General features: G+C 38.8%; 9 protein-coding genes. 7 read left to right on the top strand and 2 right to left on the bottom strand.

The window, feature by feature from the left end:
- Window positions 1-12: 12 nt before the first annotated feature.
- Entirely contained in the window at window positions 13-501 is a 489-nt protein-coding gene (locus tag PL_RS19520; protein ID WP_041886670.1) for a cytidine deaminase, read from the bottom strand.
- Between the two features lie 210 nt (window positions 502-711).
- On the opposite strand from PL_RS19520, the gene PL_RS19515 reads away from it, so the two are divergent.
- The 4 genes from PL_RS19515 to PL_RS19500 all read left to right on the top strand — a co-directional run bounded on the left by PL_RS19515 (window position 712) and on the right by PL_RS19500 (window position 10262).
- Window positions 712-1590, top strand: coding sequence for an Rpn family recombination-promoting nuclease/putative transposase (locus PL_RS19515; protein ID WP_041886669.1), 879 nt, complete (start codon window positions 712-714; stop codon window positions 1588-1590).
- 170 nt (window positions 1591-1760) lie between these two features.
- On the top strand, window positions 1761-6773 hold the full coding sequence (locus tag PL_RS19510) for a translocation/assembly module TamB domain-containing protein (protein WP_052496605.1): 5013 nt from the start codon (window positions 1761-1763) through the stop codon (window positions 6771-6773).
- Between the two features lie 42 nt (window positions 6774-6815).
- Window positions 6816-9107: a BamA/TamA family outer membrane protein gene (locus tag PL_RS19505; RefSeq protein WP_041886667.1), complete on the top strand. Its 2292-nt coding sequence runs from the start codon at window positions 6816-6818 to the stop codon at window positions 9105-9107.
- Window positions 9108-9248: 141 nt separating this feature from the next.
- Entirely contained in the window at window positions 9249-10262 is a 1014-nt protein-coding gene (locus tag PL_RS19500; RefSeq protein ID WP_348620142.1) for a YihY/virulence factor BrkB family protein, read from the top strand.
- Here the strand turns inward: PL_RS19500 and PL_RS19495 are convergent.
- Window positions 10259-12178, bottom strand: coding sequence for a DNA topoisomerase IV subunit B (locus PL_RS19495; protein ID WP_041886665.1), 1920 nt, complete (start codon window positions 12176-12178; stop codon window positions 10259-10261). The two genes, PL_RS19500 and PL_RS19495, sit on opposite strands and share 4 nt — an antisense overlap.
- A gap of 108 nt (window positions 12179-12286) precedes the next feature.
- On the opposite strand from PL_RS19495, the gene PL_RS19490 reads away from it, so the two are divergent.
- The 3 genes from PL_RS19490 to PL_RS19480 all read left to right on the top strand — a co-directional run bounded on the left by PL_RS19490 (window position 12287) and on the right by PL_RS19480 (window position 16426).
- Window positions 12287-13666 (top strand): APC family permease, encoded by a 1380-nt coding sequence (locus PL_RS19490; RefSeq protein WP_348620140.1) that lies wholly within the window; start codon window positions 12287-12289, stop codon window positions 13664-13666.
- Window positions 13635-14975, top strand: a complete 1341-nt coding sequence (locus PL_RS19485) for an MFS transporter (protein ID WP_041885328.1) — start codon at window positions 13635-13637, stop codon at window positions 14973-14975. The genes PL_RS19490 and PL_RS19485 overlap by 32 nt, the downstream gene beginning before the upstream one ends.
- Before the next feature lie 128 nt (window positions 14976-15103).
- The gene (locus tag PL_RS19480; protein WP_041885331.1) at window positions 15104-16426 is read left to right on the top strand and encodes a DEAD/DEAH box helicase; all 1323 of its coding nucleotides are present in this window, start codon (window positions 15104-15106) and stop codon (window positions 16424-16426) included.
- Window positions 16427-16461 lie beyond the last annotated feature (35 nt).

The raw sequence follows: 16461 nt of genomic DNA, 5'->3' as shown, positions 1-16461 counted from the left end.
GTCTTTTAGAGATTAGCCTGCCAGACGATCTTCAACAAATACAAAGGGTAATAAACTTTTAACTCCCTTTACTTTTAAAATCTTACCATCAATACAATAAAAAAGAACTTCGATTTCTTTATTTTGTTTACGTTCAAATTCTGCCATAACCTGCAGACAAGCTCCGCAACAGGTAATAGGCTGTTCAATTTTGAAATTGTCGGTATGAGCAGTAATAGCCATACTTTCAATCACGGCATCCGGATAAGCAGCTCCAATAGTAAAAAGAGCTACACGTTCTGCACAAAGGCCTGACGGATAAGCCAGATTTTCCTGATTACTACCGGAAATAATTAAACCATCACTAAGTCTTACAGCAGTAGCAACTTTAAAGTTAGAATAAGGTGAATATGAGGTTTTAAGAGCATCCTTTGCTTTTAAACATAAAGACTGGTCATTTTCATTCAGTTCCTGTAACTGATCGTAAGCTTCATAAGCAATGGAAATATTTAATTTATTCATATCTGAGTTTAAAAATTATAAAATATATCAGACATCATGAGCGATGGTTCATGTCTGATAAAAATTAGGGCTTACAATATACGTTGTTAATTCGAACGGATCGCAAACAACACCAATACACATAATAATTCAATAAATAATTTCCAATATAGATAAATATAACCACAAAAATGAAAAACAAGATTAAGTTGGACATAAATCATTTGAATTATGTCAGAGCATATAAATAAATACATTGATCCTTTATCAGATTTTGGTTTCAAACATCTTTTTGGCGGGGAACCCAATAAGGAAATCATGATTGCTTTCCTCAATGCCCTATTTGAGGGGGAGAAGCATATTACTGATATTGCTTATAACCCAACTGAATATGCGGGCCAGGCGAGGGATCATAAAAAGGTTTGTTTCGATTTATTGTGTACCGGTGACCGGGGGGAACAGTTTATCGTAGAAATGCAGCGGGCGGCACATGATAATTTTGAGGACCGCTGTATTTTTTATTTAAGCCGGCTCATTCATCAGCAAAAGCTGCCGGGCAAAGACAACTGGAAGGTTAAACTGAAAGAGGTTTTCCTCATTGCTATCCTGGATTTTAAAATGAGAAACAGTCTCGGAGATCATTATCTGCAAAGTATTTCTCTGGTCAATACCTGTACAGGCAAAATATTCCACAATGGACTGGGATTTAAATTTCTGGAACTGCCTAAATTTGACAAGAAAGAGAATGAGCTGGAAAATGAACTGGACAAGTGGGCTTATATACTGAAACACATGCACAGTCTGGAGCAGGTCCCGCATTACCTGGATAAACGCATTTTTCAAAAAATATTTAATATTGCAGAAATGGGAAGATTATCAGCAGAACAACAATTTTTGTACGAAACACATTTACAGGATCGTGCCGATTATGAAAGTACGATTGAGTATGCAACTAACAGAGGAATGGAAAAGGGATTGGAAAAGGGAATGGAAAAGGGAAAACTCGAAATTGCTCTTGAAATCGCAAGAGAAATGAAAAAGGAAAACTTCGATCTGCCTAAAATTGCACAATTCACCAAACTCACCATCGAACAGATTAGTATTTTATAAGTCTATTCCTAACACAATAAAGAGTCCGGATGGGGCTCTTTATTTAAATTTTAAGATATTTATTTAAACAAAGTTTTGGTTTATTTGTAGTATACTACAGGTTAAAGCAATCCAGTGGCATAGTTTTTATACCTTGCCACCTATAATAAATCTCTCAAAATCTATTTGAATTGAATAAATACGTACGCAAAAGTTTAAAGGTTATTCTTTGGGTAATCGCCTCTATCATTTTTCTGGTGGTTGCAATAGCAGTTTCTTTAAATATTCCTGCTGTTCAGAATTTTGTTAAGAATAAAGCCATTGCTTATCTGAAAGACAAAACCCATACCGAAGTCAGCCTCGAGAGCATCAGGATTGCCTTGCCTAAAGACATTGTGCTCAACAAGTTCTACATGGAGGACAAAAAAGGTGATACATTATTATATGCTCAGAAACTAAGTGCCGACATCAGTCTCTTCAAATTATTAAGCAATAAAGTTGAAGTCAATAATATAGAACTGGAAAAAATAAGAGCGAATGTTACCCGCATTAATCCTGACACTACCTTTAACTTTTCTTTCCTGCTCGACGCCTTTATGTCTGAACAGAAAAAACCGGAAGAGCAGGTAAAACAGGACACTACCTCTACCATGAAGTTCTCGGTCAGTAAAATAAGTCTGAAAGATATAGGCATTGTCTACCGTGATGATGTTGCAGGTAATGATGTAAGTGTAAACATCGGAGAGTTCCAGACAGATATCAAAGATTTTGACCTGGATAAGCAGCACTATGTCATCAAAGATCTGATCTTAAAAAACACCTCCCTTAAATATTTACAACAGAAGCCGCTGACACAACTGGCAGCTCATCTGGAAAAAAGTCTGGACACTGCAAAAACTACTACCGGAAAACTTCCACTGGTAGAGATACAGGATGTTGCCTTTAATAATGTAAAGATCAATTTCAATGACATGATTTCTGCTATGCGTGCAGATCTGAATATTAATGAACTGAACCTGAAGAAACTTTTCGCCGATCTGACTAAAAGTGACTTTAAACTTGATGAAGCCACGCTGAATAAGTCTAACATCCTGTTCGCTTTTAAACCACTTACAGCCACTGCAGGAACAAAATCTGCTGACAGCACTGCGAAACCATCTTCTTTAGCCGTATTAGTCAACAAACTAAGTTTATCGGGGAACAATGTTCAGTATGATAACCTGGCCGTAAAACATGCTCCGAGAGGACTGGATTATAACCATTTAAAGGTAAACAATCTGGGTTTAACAGCCGAGGCATTGTCTTACAATACGACAGGAATCAAAGTAAATGTTAAGAGTGGGATATTTAAAGAAAAAAGCGGTTTTGAGCTTTCAAAATTACAAGGTGATGTCATTTACAGTGACAAAATGATTAAGCTAACCAATCTGGTTTTCAAAACGCCCAATACAACTATTGAGAACAGTACTTCACTGAATTACACTTCACTAGATGACTTGACCAAACACCCCGGAAAGGTGAAACTAACCACGCAGTTTAAAAATTCTGTTTTAGGCCTAAAAGATGGAACCTATTTCAGTGATGCCATTCCAGCAGATTACCGTAACGAAAAAATAAAGATAACCGCCCGGGTGAATGGTTATATGAATAATCTTTCAGTTCCCCAATTGCAGATCAGTGGATTAAAAAGTACAAATATTGATGTTAATGGTACAGTAAAAGGTTTACCCGATGTAAATAAGACCTTTCTTGATCTTAACATCAAACGTTTTTCTTTAACCAGGAAAGATCTCCTGGTCGTCATTCCAAAAAAATCTCTGCCGGCCAATATCGAACTGCCAAACAGCATCGCTGCGAACGGGAAGTTTAAAGGTTCAATGACTGATTTCAGCACTGATTTCAATATTAATACTGATATGGGGGCTGCCAGATTACTGGCTACGATGAAAGGTCCAAAAGGAAAAGAAAGTTATACAGCTAATATCAATCTGAATAATTTCAATGCCGGCAGATTGCTGAAAATGCAACCTCAGTTAGGTAAAATAAGTGTAAAAGCCATAATAAACGGAACAGGTTTAGACGCAAAAACAGCACATGCAAAAATCAATGCTCAATTGCTAAGTGCATATTATAACAAGTACACCTATAAAAATCTGTTATTAAGCGGAACCTATTCCGGACAGAAAATGAATATCAAAAGTGAAATGGCTGATACCAATGCTAATTTCAATCTAACTGCTTTTGTAGACATGGCTGGAAAATATCCAGCAGTTAAAGCAGATCTTGATCTCAAACAGGTCGATTTACAAAAACTGAATTTCAGTACTACAGGATTAAGCATGGCGGGTCTGGTCAAAGCAGATATTAAAACTGCCGACCCTGATTATCTGAATGGAGATATAAATATCAGAGGCTTACAGCTGGTAAAAGAAGGGCAGAGATTTAATGTAGACACTATTAATGTGCATGCCGAAGCTACAGCTGCCCATACCCTGCTGACCTTGAAATCAGAACTGCTCAGTGCACGCGTAGACGGACAGTATCAGCTGACTAATCTGGCACCAGCGATGATTAACCAGATTAACAAGTATTATGCATTTGGTCAGGTCACCAAAATTCCGGATCAGCGTTTCAGATTCAGCATGAATATCTATAATCCGAAGTTTATTAAAAACTTTGTACCTGAGCTCACTACTTTCTCCCCTTCAAGAATCAGTGGTTTGCTTGATACCAAAAAGGATAGTCTGGTAATGAATGCCTGGATACCACAAATAGTTTACGGAGATTACAAAATAGATAGTACACGTCTTAAAATTGACAATGCAGATCAGAAACTGAACTACAAATTACTGGTCAAAAGTCTACAGAGTAAATCTATTGCTTTATATAACACAGAGCTGAGCGGTGAGGCAGCAAATAATATTTTAGATGTCAATATCTTCCTTCGGGATAGTAAACTGAAAGATAAGTATAGGCTGGGCGGTACCTTTAAATCGATTAATAAAGACTTCCGGTTCAGTTTTGACCCGGGCAAACTCCTGCTGAATTACGATAAATGGACTGTTTCACCAGAAAACTTTATTCAGTTTGGTGCTTCCGGTATTCTGGCTAATCAGTTTAATCTGAGCCGGGGCAGTCAGTTACTGGGAATTAATAGTTTGAACTCTACCCCTAACTCACCGGTTAAAGTAGAATTTAAAGATTTCAAAATAGAAACCCTGACCAAGTTTGCTGAACAGGATAGTTCATTGGTCGGGGGAGCAATTAACGGTACTGTAGATGTTAAAGAATTAATGAGTAATCCAAAGTTCGAAGCAAATCTTACTGTTGACCATCTTCGTTACCAGAAAGATCAGCTGGGGACTTTACGTATTGCCGTAAACAATAATACTGAAAACGCTTATGAAACAAACATTGCACTAACCGGTGTACATGAGTTAAGAGTAAACGGTTTCTATTATACCAAAGCAGAAAACGCTTTGGATCTTACAGTTAACATTGACAAAATAGACCTTAAAGCACTGGAGAGTGTCTCAATGGGTCAAATTAAACAAGGTTCGGGAACAGTCACAGGTCAGCTTTCAGTAAAAGGTTCTATTGATGCACCTAAAGTTCTGGGAGATGTTAAATTTAACCAGGCAGCATTTAACGCAACCTATGTAAATTCTTATTTCAGAATGCCAAATGAGACTATCAGTTTTACAGAAGAAGGTCTTAAATTCAACAATTTCACGGTTATTGACTCTCTAAATCAAAAGGCAACAATCAATGGTGGAATTCTCACTAAAAACTATAAGGATTTTAGGTTCAATATGGACATCAAAACTGATAATTTCAGAGCATTGAACTCTACATCAGCTGATAATGAAATGATTTACGGAACAGTTTTCCTGACCAGTCAGATTAAGGTCAGAGGTGATTTAAATCAGCCTGATGTGAATATGACGGTGAAAGTAGAAAAAGGAACCAAATTCTTCTTCGCCATGCCGGCAGATGACCCATCTGTAATTAGTCAGGAAGGTATAGTACAATTCATTGATGCAGATGCCCCACCTTTTAACGGACATAAAGCACTTAAAGCAGACAGTATCAGCAAAGCGCCAATCAAAGGATTCAACCTGAGTGCCAATATCAGAATTGATCCGGAAGCAGAATTGAATGTCGTTGTTGACCCTGCTAATGGTGATAATCTGAAAGTAAGAGGTACTGCCAATCTGATTGCTACGATGGACCCAAGTGGTAAAACCAGTTTAACAGGCCGTTATGAAGTCACTGACGGATCTTACAACTTATCCATAGGTGGAATAGCGAAAAAATCATTCAAACTGGTTAAAGGCAGTAGTATAGTCTGGACAGGTGACCCTATGGAAGCCAATGTTGACCTGACAGCATTATATGAAGTTAATGCCGCTCCTATTGATTTGCTAGGTGATCCTTCACAAACTCTGGCAAAAACAAAATTACCGTTCCAGGTTTACCTGATGATGAAGGATCAGCTGATGAAACCTGCTATATCCTTCCGTTTAGATCTTCCTGAAAATGAACGCGGCGCATTAAATGGAGAGGTTTACACCAAGTTACAGAATATTAACCGTGATGAAGGATTGCTGAACAAACAGGTATTTGCCCTGCTTGCACTGGGAAGATTTATGGCAGACAATCCTTTTGAGAGTCTGGCCGGTGGCGGAGGTGTTTCGAGCATAGCCCGTTCAAGTGTAAGTAGTCTGTTAACCCAGCAACTGAATAACCTGGCTTCAGACCTCGTTAAAGGAGTAGATATTAACTTCGGTCTTAATTCATCAGAAGATTATTCAACAGGCTCTATGCAGCAAAAGACAGATCTGGAAGTAGGTCTCTCTAAAAAGCTCCTCAATGACAGATTAACCGTTACTGTGGGTAGTTCTTTTGGACTGGAAGGGCCACAGGCTCCGGGACAGAACTCAACCAATATTGCAGGAAACGTAAATGTGGAATATGCCTTATCGGCTGATGGAAGATACCGTTTAAGAGCCTACAGACGTAATCAGAACGAAGGAGTAATTGAAGGACAGATTATAGAAACCGGAGTAGGATTTGCGTTAGTTGTTGACTATAACAAATTCAGAGAAATATTCCAGAAACGAAGAAAGAGAAATCAGATAAAAACAGAACAGAAGCCTAAAAATGAAACCATTATGAACTCACCTTCAAAAAAAAATAATTAAGTTCATGATACCTTCATTACTCTTAAAAACAATAAACACTGAATGAAAAAGCTAATTAGCCCCACTTTATTAATAGTTTCATGTTTAGTGTGGTCTGCCTGCAGTAATACTAAATATCTGAAGCCCGGACAGACCTTATATACAGGTGCTGAAGTAAAAATCAATCCTGATTCTACAACAAAAATTGCAAATGAAAAGGATGTAAAAAGCGATCTGGAAAGCAAAACCAGGCCCGCTCCGAATAAAACACTCCTTGGTCTGAGACCCAAACTATATATTTATAATCTGGCCGGAGAGCCCAAAAAGCCCAAGGGTATTAAACACTGGTTAAGAACCAAAGTTGGAGAACCACCTGTATTACTCAGTGATGTTAAGCTAAAATATAATAATGCAGTATTAACGAGTTATCTGATTAGTCAGGGCTATCTTCAGTCTGTTGTTACAGGAGATACGGTAGTCAAAAACCGGACAGGAAAAGCCGTGTATACTGCAGAAACAGGTAATCGTTATAAAATAAACAATATTACTTTCCCTAAAGATTCAGGAAATCTGGCCCGGATCGTTAATCAGTATAAAGATAAAACGCTGCTGAAAAAAGGAGATTTCTACAATCTGGAAGTATTTAAAAATGAAAGAATACGGATAGACAACGATCTGAAAGAGAGTGGCTATTTCTATTTCAGCCCGGATTATCTTATTCTGCAGGTAGATAGTACCATTGGAAAAAGCCAGGTTAACATCACTGTTAAGGTAAAAGATATAGCACCGGACGCTGGTTTAAAACCTTATACAATCAAAAACATTAATATATACCCGAACTATTCATTAAGAAGGGATTCTATTCTGAGGAAATCAAAGCCATTTGAATATGGAGATTTCAATATCTATGATGACCGGAAAATGTTCAAACCAAGATTATTTGACAGACTTGTTTTCTTTAAAAAAGGGGAAACCTATAACCGGAGAGATCACAACCAGTCGTTAAACCGAATGGTAAACATTAATGCCTTTCAGGCTGTAAGAGCAGAATTCTTACCTGTTGACAGTTTTAAAAATAACCAGCTGGATCTGAATATTTACCTGACCCCATTAAAGAAAAATTCCTTATCTTTTTCAGTAACCGGTACTAGTAAGTCAAATAACTTTGTAGGTTCTGAAGTGAAAGTCACGCAGACTACCAGAAATCTTTTCAGAGGTGCCGAACAACTGGATGTAAGTTTAAGTGGTGGCTTTGAAACACAGGTTAGCGGACAGGCAAGAAATCTTAACTCCTATTCATTTACCGCGCAGGGAAAACTGACTTTCCCAAGATTTATTGTGCCTTTTTACAAACCTAACAGTACAAACGCCTTTATTCCCAAGACCATTGCCTCACTGTCTTATGAATTGTTAAGCAGAGGATCTTTATATGATTTAAGCTCATTTAAGGCTGAATATGGTTATCTGTGGAAAGAAAACCAGTATAAAGAGCACACTTTTAACCCGATATCACTTACCTATGTCCGTCCTAGTATAACAACTAAAGACACAGCAGGGTTATATAGGAATAATCCAGGATTAAAAAACATTTTAGACAAACAGTTTATTATTGGAAGCAGTTATAACTTTACCTATACCAATCAAATGGAAGAAGCCAGAAGGAATAACATCTATTTCAACGGGAATATCCAGACAGGTGGAAATATCTGGGGGTTATTTATTCCAAAAGACAGCAATGGAGAAAGAACAATTCTTAAGGTTCCTTTAACCCAATTTGTCAGATTGGAAACGGACCTTAGAAATTATTATAAGATAAACAGGAAAGTTACCTGGGCTAACAGATTCAATGTTGGATATGGTTATGCTTACGGAAATAGCACTTCTTTACCTTTTGTGAAGCAGTTTTTTGCAGGCGGAACAAATGATATCCGTGGTTTTGCTTCAAGATCTTTAGGACCTGGAACTTATAAAGTAGCCGATACAGTACAATATGCTGACCAAAGTGGTGATATAAAAATCATGCTGAACACAGAATTACGTTTTAAACTGTTCAGTGTTTTATATGGTGCGTTGTTTGCAGATGCTGGAAATGTCTGGCTTAGGAAAGAAGATCCGAACAGACCGGGGTCAGGTTTCAAACTAAAAAATGCTTTAAGCGAAATGGCCGTTGCAACCGGAGCAGGTTTACGTGTTGACGCCAAAATATTCGTAATCCGTTTAGATGTTGCCTTCCCGATCAGAAAGCCATACTTACCTGAAGGCCAGAGATGGGTAATTGACCAGGTTGCATTTGGCGATAAAGGCTGGAGAAAAGAAAACTTAATTTATAATATCGGGATCGGGTATCCATTCTAAAAGCCATATGGTATGAACCTGCGGTTCAGCTTAAGATATTTATCCGTTGAAACCATCATATGCAGCAGTACACAAGCCGAAATGAACAGGGATCAGGCAGCACATGTACAGCTTCATCACCGATAAAAAAAACAGACTACAATGAAAGTAATACATAAAATAAAAAAGTTCTTTATAGCCCTTTACCACCTGTTTATAGCAGCTGGCGAAGGCTTTATTGAAGACCGGGTCATGAAATTAAGTGCCGCTCTGGCTTACTATACCATTTTCTCACTGACTCCTCTGATTATTATCATTATTTCAGCAGCGAGTATATTTTTTAGTGACAAGCTGAATCCCGGTACAGAATTATTTGCACAAATCAGTGAAATGGTAGGTCCGGCAGCAGCCAAACAGATCCAGGGATTTGTAGCTAATGCTAATCTTACAGGCAAAAGCACTATGGGGTTAATTATAGGTATAGGAACGCTTGTTGTAGGTTCTACAGCTATTTTTATAGAAATCCAGGATAGTATCAATATGATCTGGAAAGTAAAAGCTGTTCCTAAAAAAGGCTGGTTAAAAATGCTGACTAACAGGCTCCTTTCTTTTTCACTGATTGTATCAATGGGCTTTCTGTTGCTGGTTTCACTGGTCATTAATAGTATCGTTGTTGGCCTGGGTTCCAAATTAGGAGACTTAGTTACACAAAGCCGGATAGGTGAAGTTATTCCGGTAGCTGATACGACAACTACCCTGCTGATCTATATTTTGAATAATGCATTTACCCTGGCAGCAGTAACTGCGGTATTTACAATTATTTTCAAGATACTACCCGATGTCATTCTCCGGTGGAAATCAGCTATTATAGGCGCATTATTTACGGCATTACTATTTAGCCTTGGTAAATACCTGATCGGTATTTATATTGAAAAAGGAAATCCTGCATCAGCCTTTGGTGCTGCAAGTTCAATTATTGTTATCTTGCTATGGATTTATTATACCGCTATTATTCTGTATTTCGGTGCTGAGTTTACCCAGGCCTATGCAGAAAAATATGATAAAGGAATCAGACCTAGTAAATATGCTGTGCATACACAGATTACTGTGATCGAAGAAAAAGTTGATGTTTTACCACCGCAACATCCTAAAGAAACAAAACCAGAATCGGCTTAAGCCGATTCTGCAATTTCATCTTCTATAATATCTTCAGAGACCGCAGCTGTTGCAGCATCCAGATCAGCAGAGACTAATTCTTCTACCGTATCTTTCTCTATCCTTAAGTTTCTGATAATATGCTGCTGTCTGTCCGGAGTATTTTTCCCCATATAATATTCCAGCAGATTTTTAATAGTCTGATCTTTCAGGATTACCGGGTCTAAACGGATATCCTTACCGATAAACAAACCAAACTCATCAGGAGAAATCTCACCCAGACCTTTAAACCTTGTAATCTCAGGCTTATTCCCTAATTTCTCAATAGCTTTTTTACGTTCGTCGTCACTGTAACAATAGATCGTTTCTTTCTTATTACGTACCCTGAATAATGGTGTTTGTAAGATATAAACGTGTCCGGCTCTTACCAGATCAGGAAAGAACTGCAGAAAGAATGTCATCATCAGTAACCTGATGTGCATACCGTCCACATCCGCATCTGTAGCAATCACGATATTGTTATAATGTAAGCCGTCAAGTCCGTCTTCAATATTCAGCGCATGCTGCAATAAATTGAACTCTTCATTTTCATAAACAACTTTTTTGGTCAGTTCGTAACAGTTCAGCGGTTTACCTTTCAGACTGAATACTGCCTGGCAATCCACATCCCGCGATTTGGTAATTGATCCGGAAGCAGAATCTCCCTCAGTGATAAACAAGGTTGTCTCATAACGTTTCTCATGTGTACTGTTAAAATGCACTTTACAGTCCCTGAGTTTTTTATTATGAAGTGATGCCTTTTTAGCCCGGTCATTAGCCAGTTTTTTAATTCCGGCAATATCCTTACGTTCACGTTCCGACTGCAGAATACGTTTAAGTAAAGAATCTGCAACATCAGTATGTTTATGCAGGTAATCATCCAGCTCTTTTTTAACAAAGTCGTTAATAAAAGTACGGACAGAAGGCCCTTCAGGCCCCATATTCTGTGATCCCAGCTTAGTTTTTGTCTGCGACTCAAACACCGGTTCCTGTACACGTACCGAAATTGCTGCAATAATTGAAGAACGGATATCCGAAGCTTCATATTCTTTTTTATAGAACTCACGGATAGTTTTAACCACGGCCTCTCTGAAAGCTGCCTGGTGTGTCCCCCCCTGAGTAGTATGCTGTCCATTCACAAAAGAATGATAATCTTCACCATATTGCTGACCGTGAGTCATGGCAATCTCTATATCATTTCCTTTCAGATGAATAATAGGATAACGGATATTCTCCACATCTGCTACCTTATGCAGCAGGTCATACAGACCACGTTCAGATAAATATTTCTGATTATTAAAATTAACAGTCAGTCCGGTGTTCAGGAACACATAGTTCCAGATCATGCTTTCTACAAAATCAGGGATATAGTGATAGTTTCTGAAAATAGTATCATCCGGATAAAAAGTAATCGCAGTACCGTTTCTTTGAGTCGTATCAATTACCGGATGATCCATAGTGATCTCCCCTCTTGAAAACTCTACCTTTTTTGTTTTTCCGTCACGGTAAGACTGCACTACGAAATTAGTCGATAAAGCATTTACAGCTTTCGTACCCACCCCGTTTAAGCCTACAGATTTCTGGAAAGCATTACTGTCGTATTTACCACCGGTATTAATCTTGGATACGCAATCGATCACCTTACCCAATGGAATACCACGACCGTAATCACGCACATTTACCTTGGAATCAGAAACAGTGATATCAATAATACGGCCCGACCCCATCACGAACTCATCAATAGAGTTATCCATGATTTCCTTGAGCAGGACATAAATACCATCATCCTGGGCAGAGCCATCACCCAACTTCCCGATATACATACCAGGACGTAATCTGATGTGTTCTTTCCAGTCTAATGACCGTATACTGTCATCATTATATATTGGTTCAGCCATAATCTTTGTGTAGAACTGCAAATTTAATGAATAGCTACCTCAATTAAACCACAAAGTTTCAACAAATACACATTTTGCCTTACCTTCGGGCAATTACTCTATCAATACATGCAGCCTAAAAAACAACTTTCCCTTTTCGATCTGTCTATGATCGTAGTCAGCCTGGTTATTGGAATGGGAATTTTCCGGACACCAGTAAATGTAGCCTCAAAAGCCCAGATCCCCGAATTGTTCTTTTTAGCCTGGATTATTGGTGGTCTGGTGGCTTACTGCGGTGCATTGATTTATGCAGAAATAGGCTCCCGTTTCCCAGTCACCGGTGGTTATTACAAGATATTTTCCACCTGTTATCACCCTTCGGTTGCTTTTGCAATAAATGGAACTGTAGTGTTAACAAATGCCGCCTCGATGGCGGGAGTGACCCTGATCGGATCAGAATATCTGAGCAGTGTTATTTTTCCTCCAGAGATGCAGACTGATTTTTACCGGCTCATCGTTGCCGGCAGTACCATTCTTATTTTTTACTGCATTAATCTGCTGGGATTAAAAGCGAGTTCAAAAGTTCAGAATATACTCACAGTGATTAAAATCACCCTGGTTCTTATCCTGATTTGCGCTATATTTTTCGGAGGAAATGCAGCAACTATAACACCGGTATTCAAAACAGCCTCAGGTAATTTACCGGTCTGGTCAGATTATGGCAGAGCACTGGGAATCTGTCTGATTGCTGTGACCTTCTCCTTTGCCGGTTATACCCAAACCATTAATCTTGGCGGAGAGGTAAAGGATGCTAAAAAGATAATTCCCAAAGGCATTAAAATGGGGCTCTTTATTATCATTTTATTATATCTGCTGATTAATTATGCCTACGTGAGCGTTATAGGTTTTGAGCAGCTGAAAACCGCTCACAGTATTGCCGCAATACTGGCAGGAAAGATCTTTGGTCCTGCAGGTTTTACCGTGCTCTCAGCAGTCATTTTTCTATCCGTTTTGGGATATGTCAATGTAAATCTGCTCAGTAATCCAAGAGCCATGTTTGCCATGGGCGAAGAAAAAGCTCTCCCGTCAGTTTTTGCACAAAAAAACAAAAAAACTGATGTCATGGTAGTCAGTCTGACCACTTTTACAGCATTAGTTATCATTACCTTGTTTTTTGCACAGACATTTGATAAGATTGTTAACTATTCCATTATTCTGGAATGCATAGGAACAGCAAGTTCGGCAGCTACATTGTTTATCTTGCGCAGAACCACTTCACATCTGGATAAAAACAGTATTTATATGATGAAATGGTACCCGGTGCTTCCGGTATTGTTTATTTCTTTTTACCTTTTTGTAGGAATCAGTATTTATCAGGATGATCCATCCGCAGCTATGAATGGATTGTATATATTTATAGCATTCGTAATCATCTATTTTATTTCAAAATTATTCAACAAAAAGAAAGAGGTAGCCGATGCAGCAGAAGAAGGAACTGCCATTAAGTAAAGAGATTACCTACGCCGCGGGAATGATGGGCTGGAGTATTATGACCAATATTATTATTGTGATGCTCCCTTATTTCTATCTTCCGCCTACTCATTCAGGTTTAACTCCGCTGGTGCCGCAACTGATAGTTTTCGGCGCTTTTAATATCCTTTCTATTATCGCAGCATCAGGAAGACTTTTTGATGCCTTTTACGATCCTTTTATTGCATCAGTGAGTGATAGCAGTAAAAATCCCAGAGGCCGCCGCATTCCGATTATGCGTTATGCAATTATCCCGGCTGTTATTTTCTGCGGATTGGTTTTCCATCCGCTGATTAAAGCAGAATCAACCACAAATGCCTGGTGGTTAACACTCATGCTGATTGGTTTTTTTATGTCGGTTACGACTTATATTATCCCTTATAACGCATTACTGGCAGAACTTGCTCATACAGCTGAGCAAAAGGTAAAACTTTCCACTTTTCAGCAGGTCGGTTATGTGATGGGAATGATCTTCTCTGCGATGACCAACAATTTTGCCGATATGATTCAGCAGGTCTTTTCTATACATCAGCGCATGGAAGCCCTGCAATATACCATTATCGGTCTGGCTGTTTTCTCCGGCCTGGTGATGATTCTTCCGGTAATCACCATTAATGAAAAAGAATACAGTGATGGAAAACCCACACATGTCCCTTTGATTCCTGCCATTAAAAACACCTTCCGGAATTCAAATTTCAAGTATTACCTGATCTCTGATTTTGCTTATTATACTGCATTGAGTATCATTTCAAGTGGATTGCTGTATTTCGTTAGTGTTCTTTTAAGACTGCCTGAATCCAATGGCGGAAAGTACATGGGCATTATGGTTGTCCTTTCCCTGTTGTTTTATCCTTTTGTTAATTATGGAGCAAAACGTTATGGCAGAAAGGCCCTGGTGCTCGCTGCTTTTGCGATCTTAAGTCTTATTTTTGTCACTATTTATTTCCTTGGCCGTCTGCCTTTTTCACCCGATATGCAAATGTATATCCTGGTAGTCTGTGCATCCTTTCCATTGGCAGCGCTGGGCATTTTACCCAATGCAATCCTGGCAGACATTGCGCAAAAAGATACCAGAGACACCGGTAAAAACCACGAGGGCATGTTTTTCGCCGTTAAGTACTTGTTTGTGAAACTCGGACAGACTTTGGGTATCGCCCTTTTTGCCATGCTGACCATCTATGGTAAAGACCCTGGTCATGATTTCGGGCTGCGCCTGAACGGTGTTGTGGGCTTTGTTTTATGTGTCCTTGCGCTATTGTTTTTCACCCGCTTTAAAGAAGACAAATAAGTTACCGAACTTATATGTATATTTGCGGCAGCGAAACGTAACTCTTTAAACAGCAAGGAATTCATTAATTAAACACCTGCTGATTGTTAACGTCTCTTCATAATTATACACATTAAAATTCAAACACATTGTTATTCGAAGAATTAAACCTGATTGAGCCTATTTTAAAAGCGCTGCAAGCAGAGGGTTATACTAACCCAACCCCTATACAAGAACAATCTATCCCTACTATATTAACCAGCAGAGACTTATTGGGCTGTGCACAAACCGGAACTGGTAAAACAGCGGCCTTTGCAATCCCTATGCTGCAATTGCTGAATAAAGAACACCAGAACACTAAAGGCCACAGACCTATCCGTGCATTGGTATTAACCCCTACACGTGAGCTTGCCATTCAGATTGAAGAAAGTTTCAAGGCTTATGGTAAAAATCTTTCTTTACGCCACCTCGTTATTTTTGGCGGTGTCGGACAAAAAGCGCAGACTGATGCTTTACACCGCGGTGTAGATATTCTGATCGCCACACCAGGCCGATTGCTGGATTTAATGAATCAGGGTTTCATCAATCTTAAAGATATTGAAATCTTTGTACTGGATGAAGCGGACAGAATGCTCGATATGGGATTCATCCACGACGTTAAAAAAACGATTGCAAAATTACCTGCTAAAAGACAAACCCTGTTTTTCTCAGCCACTATGCCTGCAGAAATTCAGAAATTAGCCAATACGATTTTAACTAATCCGTTAAAAGTAGAAGTAACACCAGTTTCTTCAACTGCAGAAAAGATTGAGCAATCAATCTATTACGTAGAAAAAAATGATAAAAAGAATCTTTTAATCCATATTCTTAAGGATAAAACGATTACTACTGCCCTGGTATTTACCCGTACAAAACATGGCGCAGACCGTATCGTTAAAGACCTGATTAAAGTCGGTGTAAAAGCTGAAGCCATTCATGGTAATAAATCACAGAATGCAAGACAAAGAGCTTTAACCAATTTTAAAGCGAAAACAACACGTATTCTGGTGGCTACTGATATTGCAGCACGTGGTATTGATGTGGATGAACTGACGCACGTCATCAACTATGAATTGCCTAATGTTCCGGAAACTTATGTACACAGAATTGGCCGTACAGGCCGTGCCGGTAACAGCGGGGTTTCATTCTCATTCTGTGACGGAGAAGAAAAAGAATACCTGGACGATATCGAAAAATTAATTGCCCTTAAAATCCCTGTTCAGGAAGATCATCCTTATGCATTAAGCTGGCAAAGTCTGATGTCAGGCGCTGCAGCGGCAAAAGTAAAAGGGAAAAGTAAACCTTCAAGAGGTGGCCGTCAGGATAGAACTGAGCCTAAACCAAACCTTAGCGGTGCAAAAAGGACTCCTGGTAATGGTGGCGGAGGAAACCGCAGATTTAATGGTTCAAGACCAAAAGCGAAAAAAGATTAATTTCAGCAGCTCATAAAAATAAAAGCCCTGGCAAC

The organism is Pedobacter lusitanus, assembly GCF_040026395.1.
GTDB lineage: Bacteria > Bacteroidota > Bacteroidia > Sphingobacteriales > Sphingobacteriaceae > Pedobacter > Pedobacter lusitanus.
Note: the sequence above shows the minus strand (reverse complement) of the source record. Positions and strands in the feature narration are given on the sequence as shown.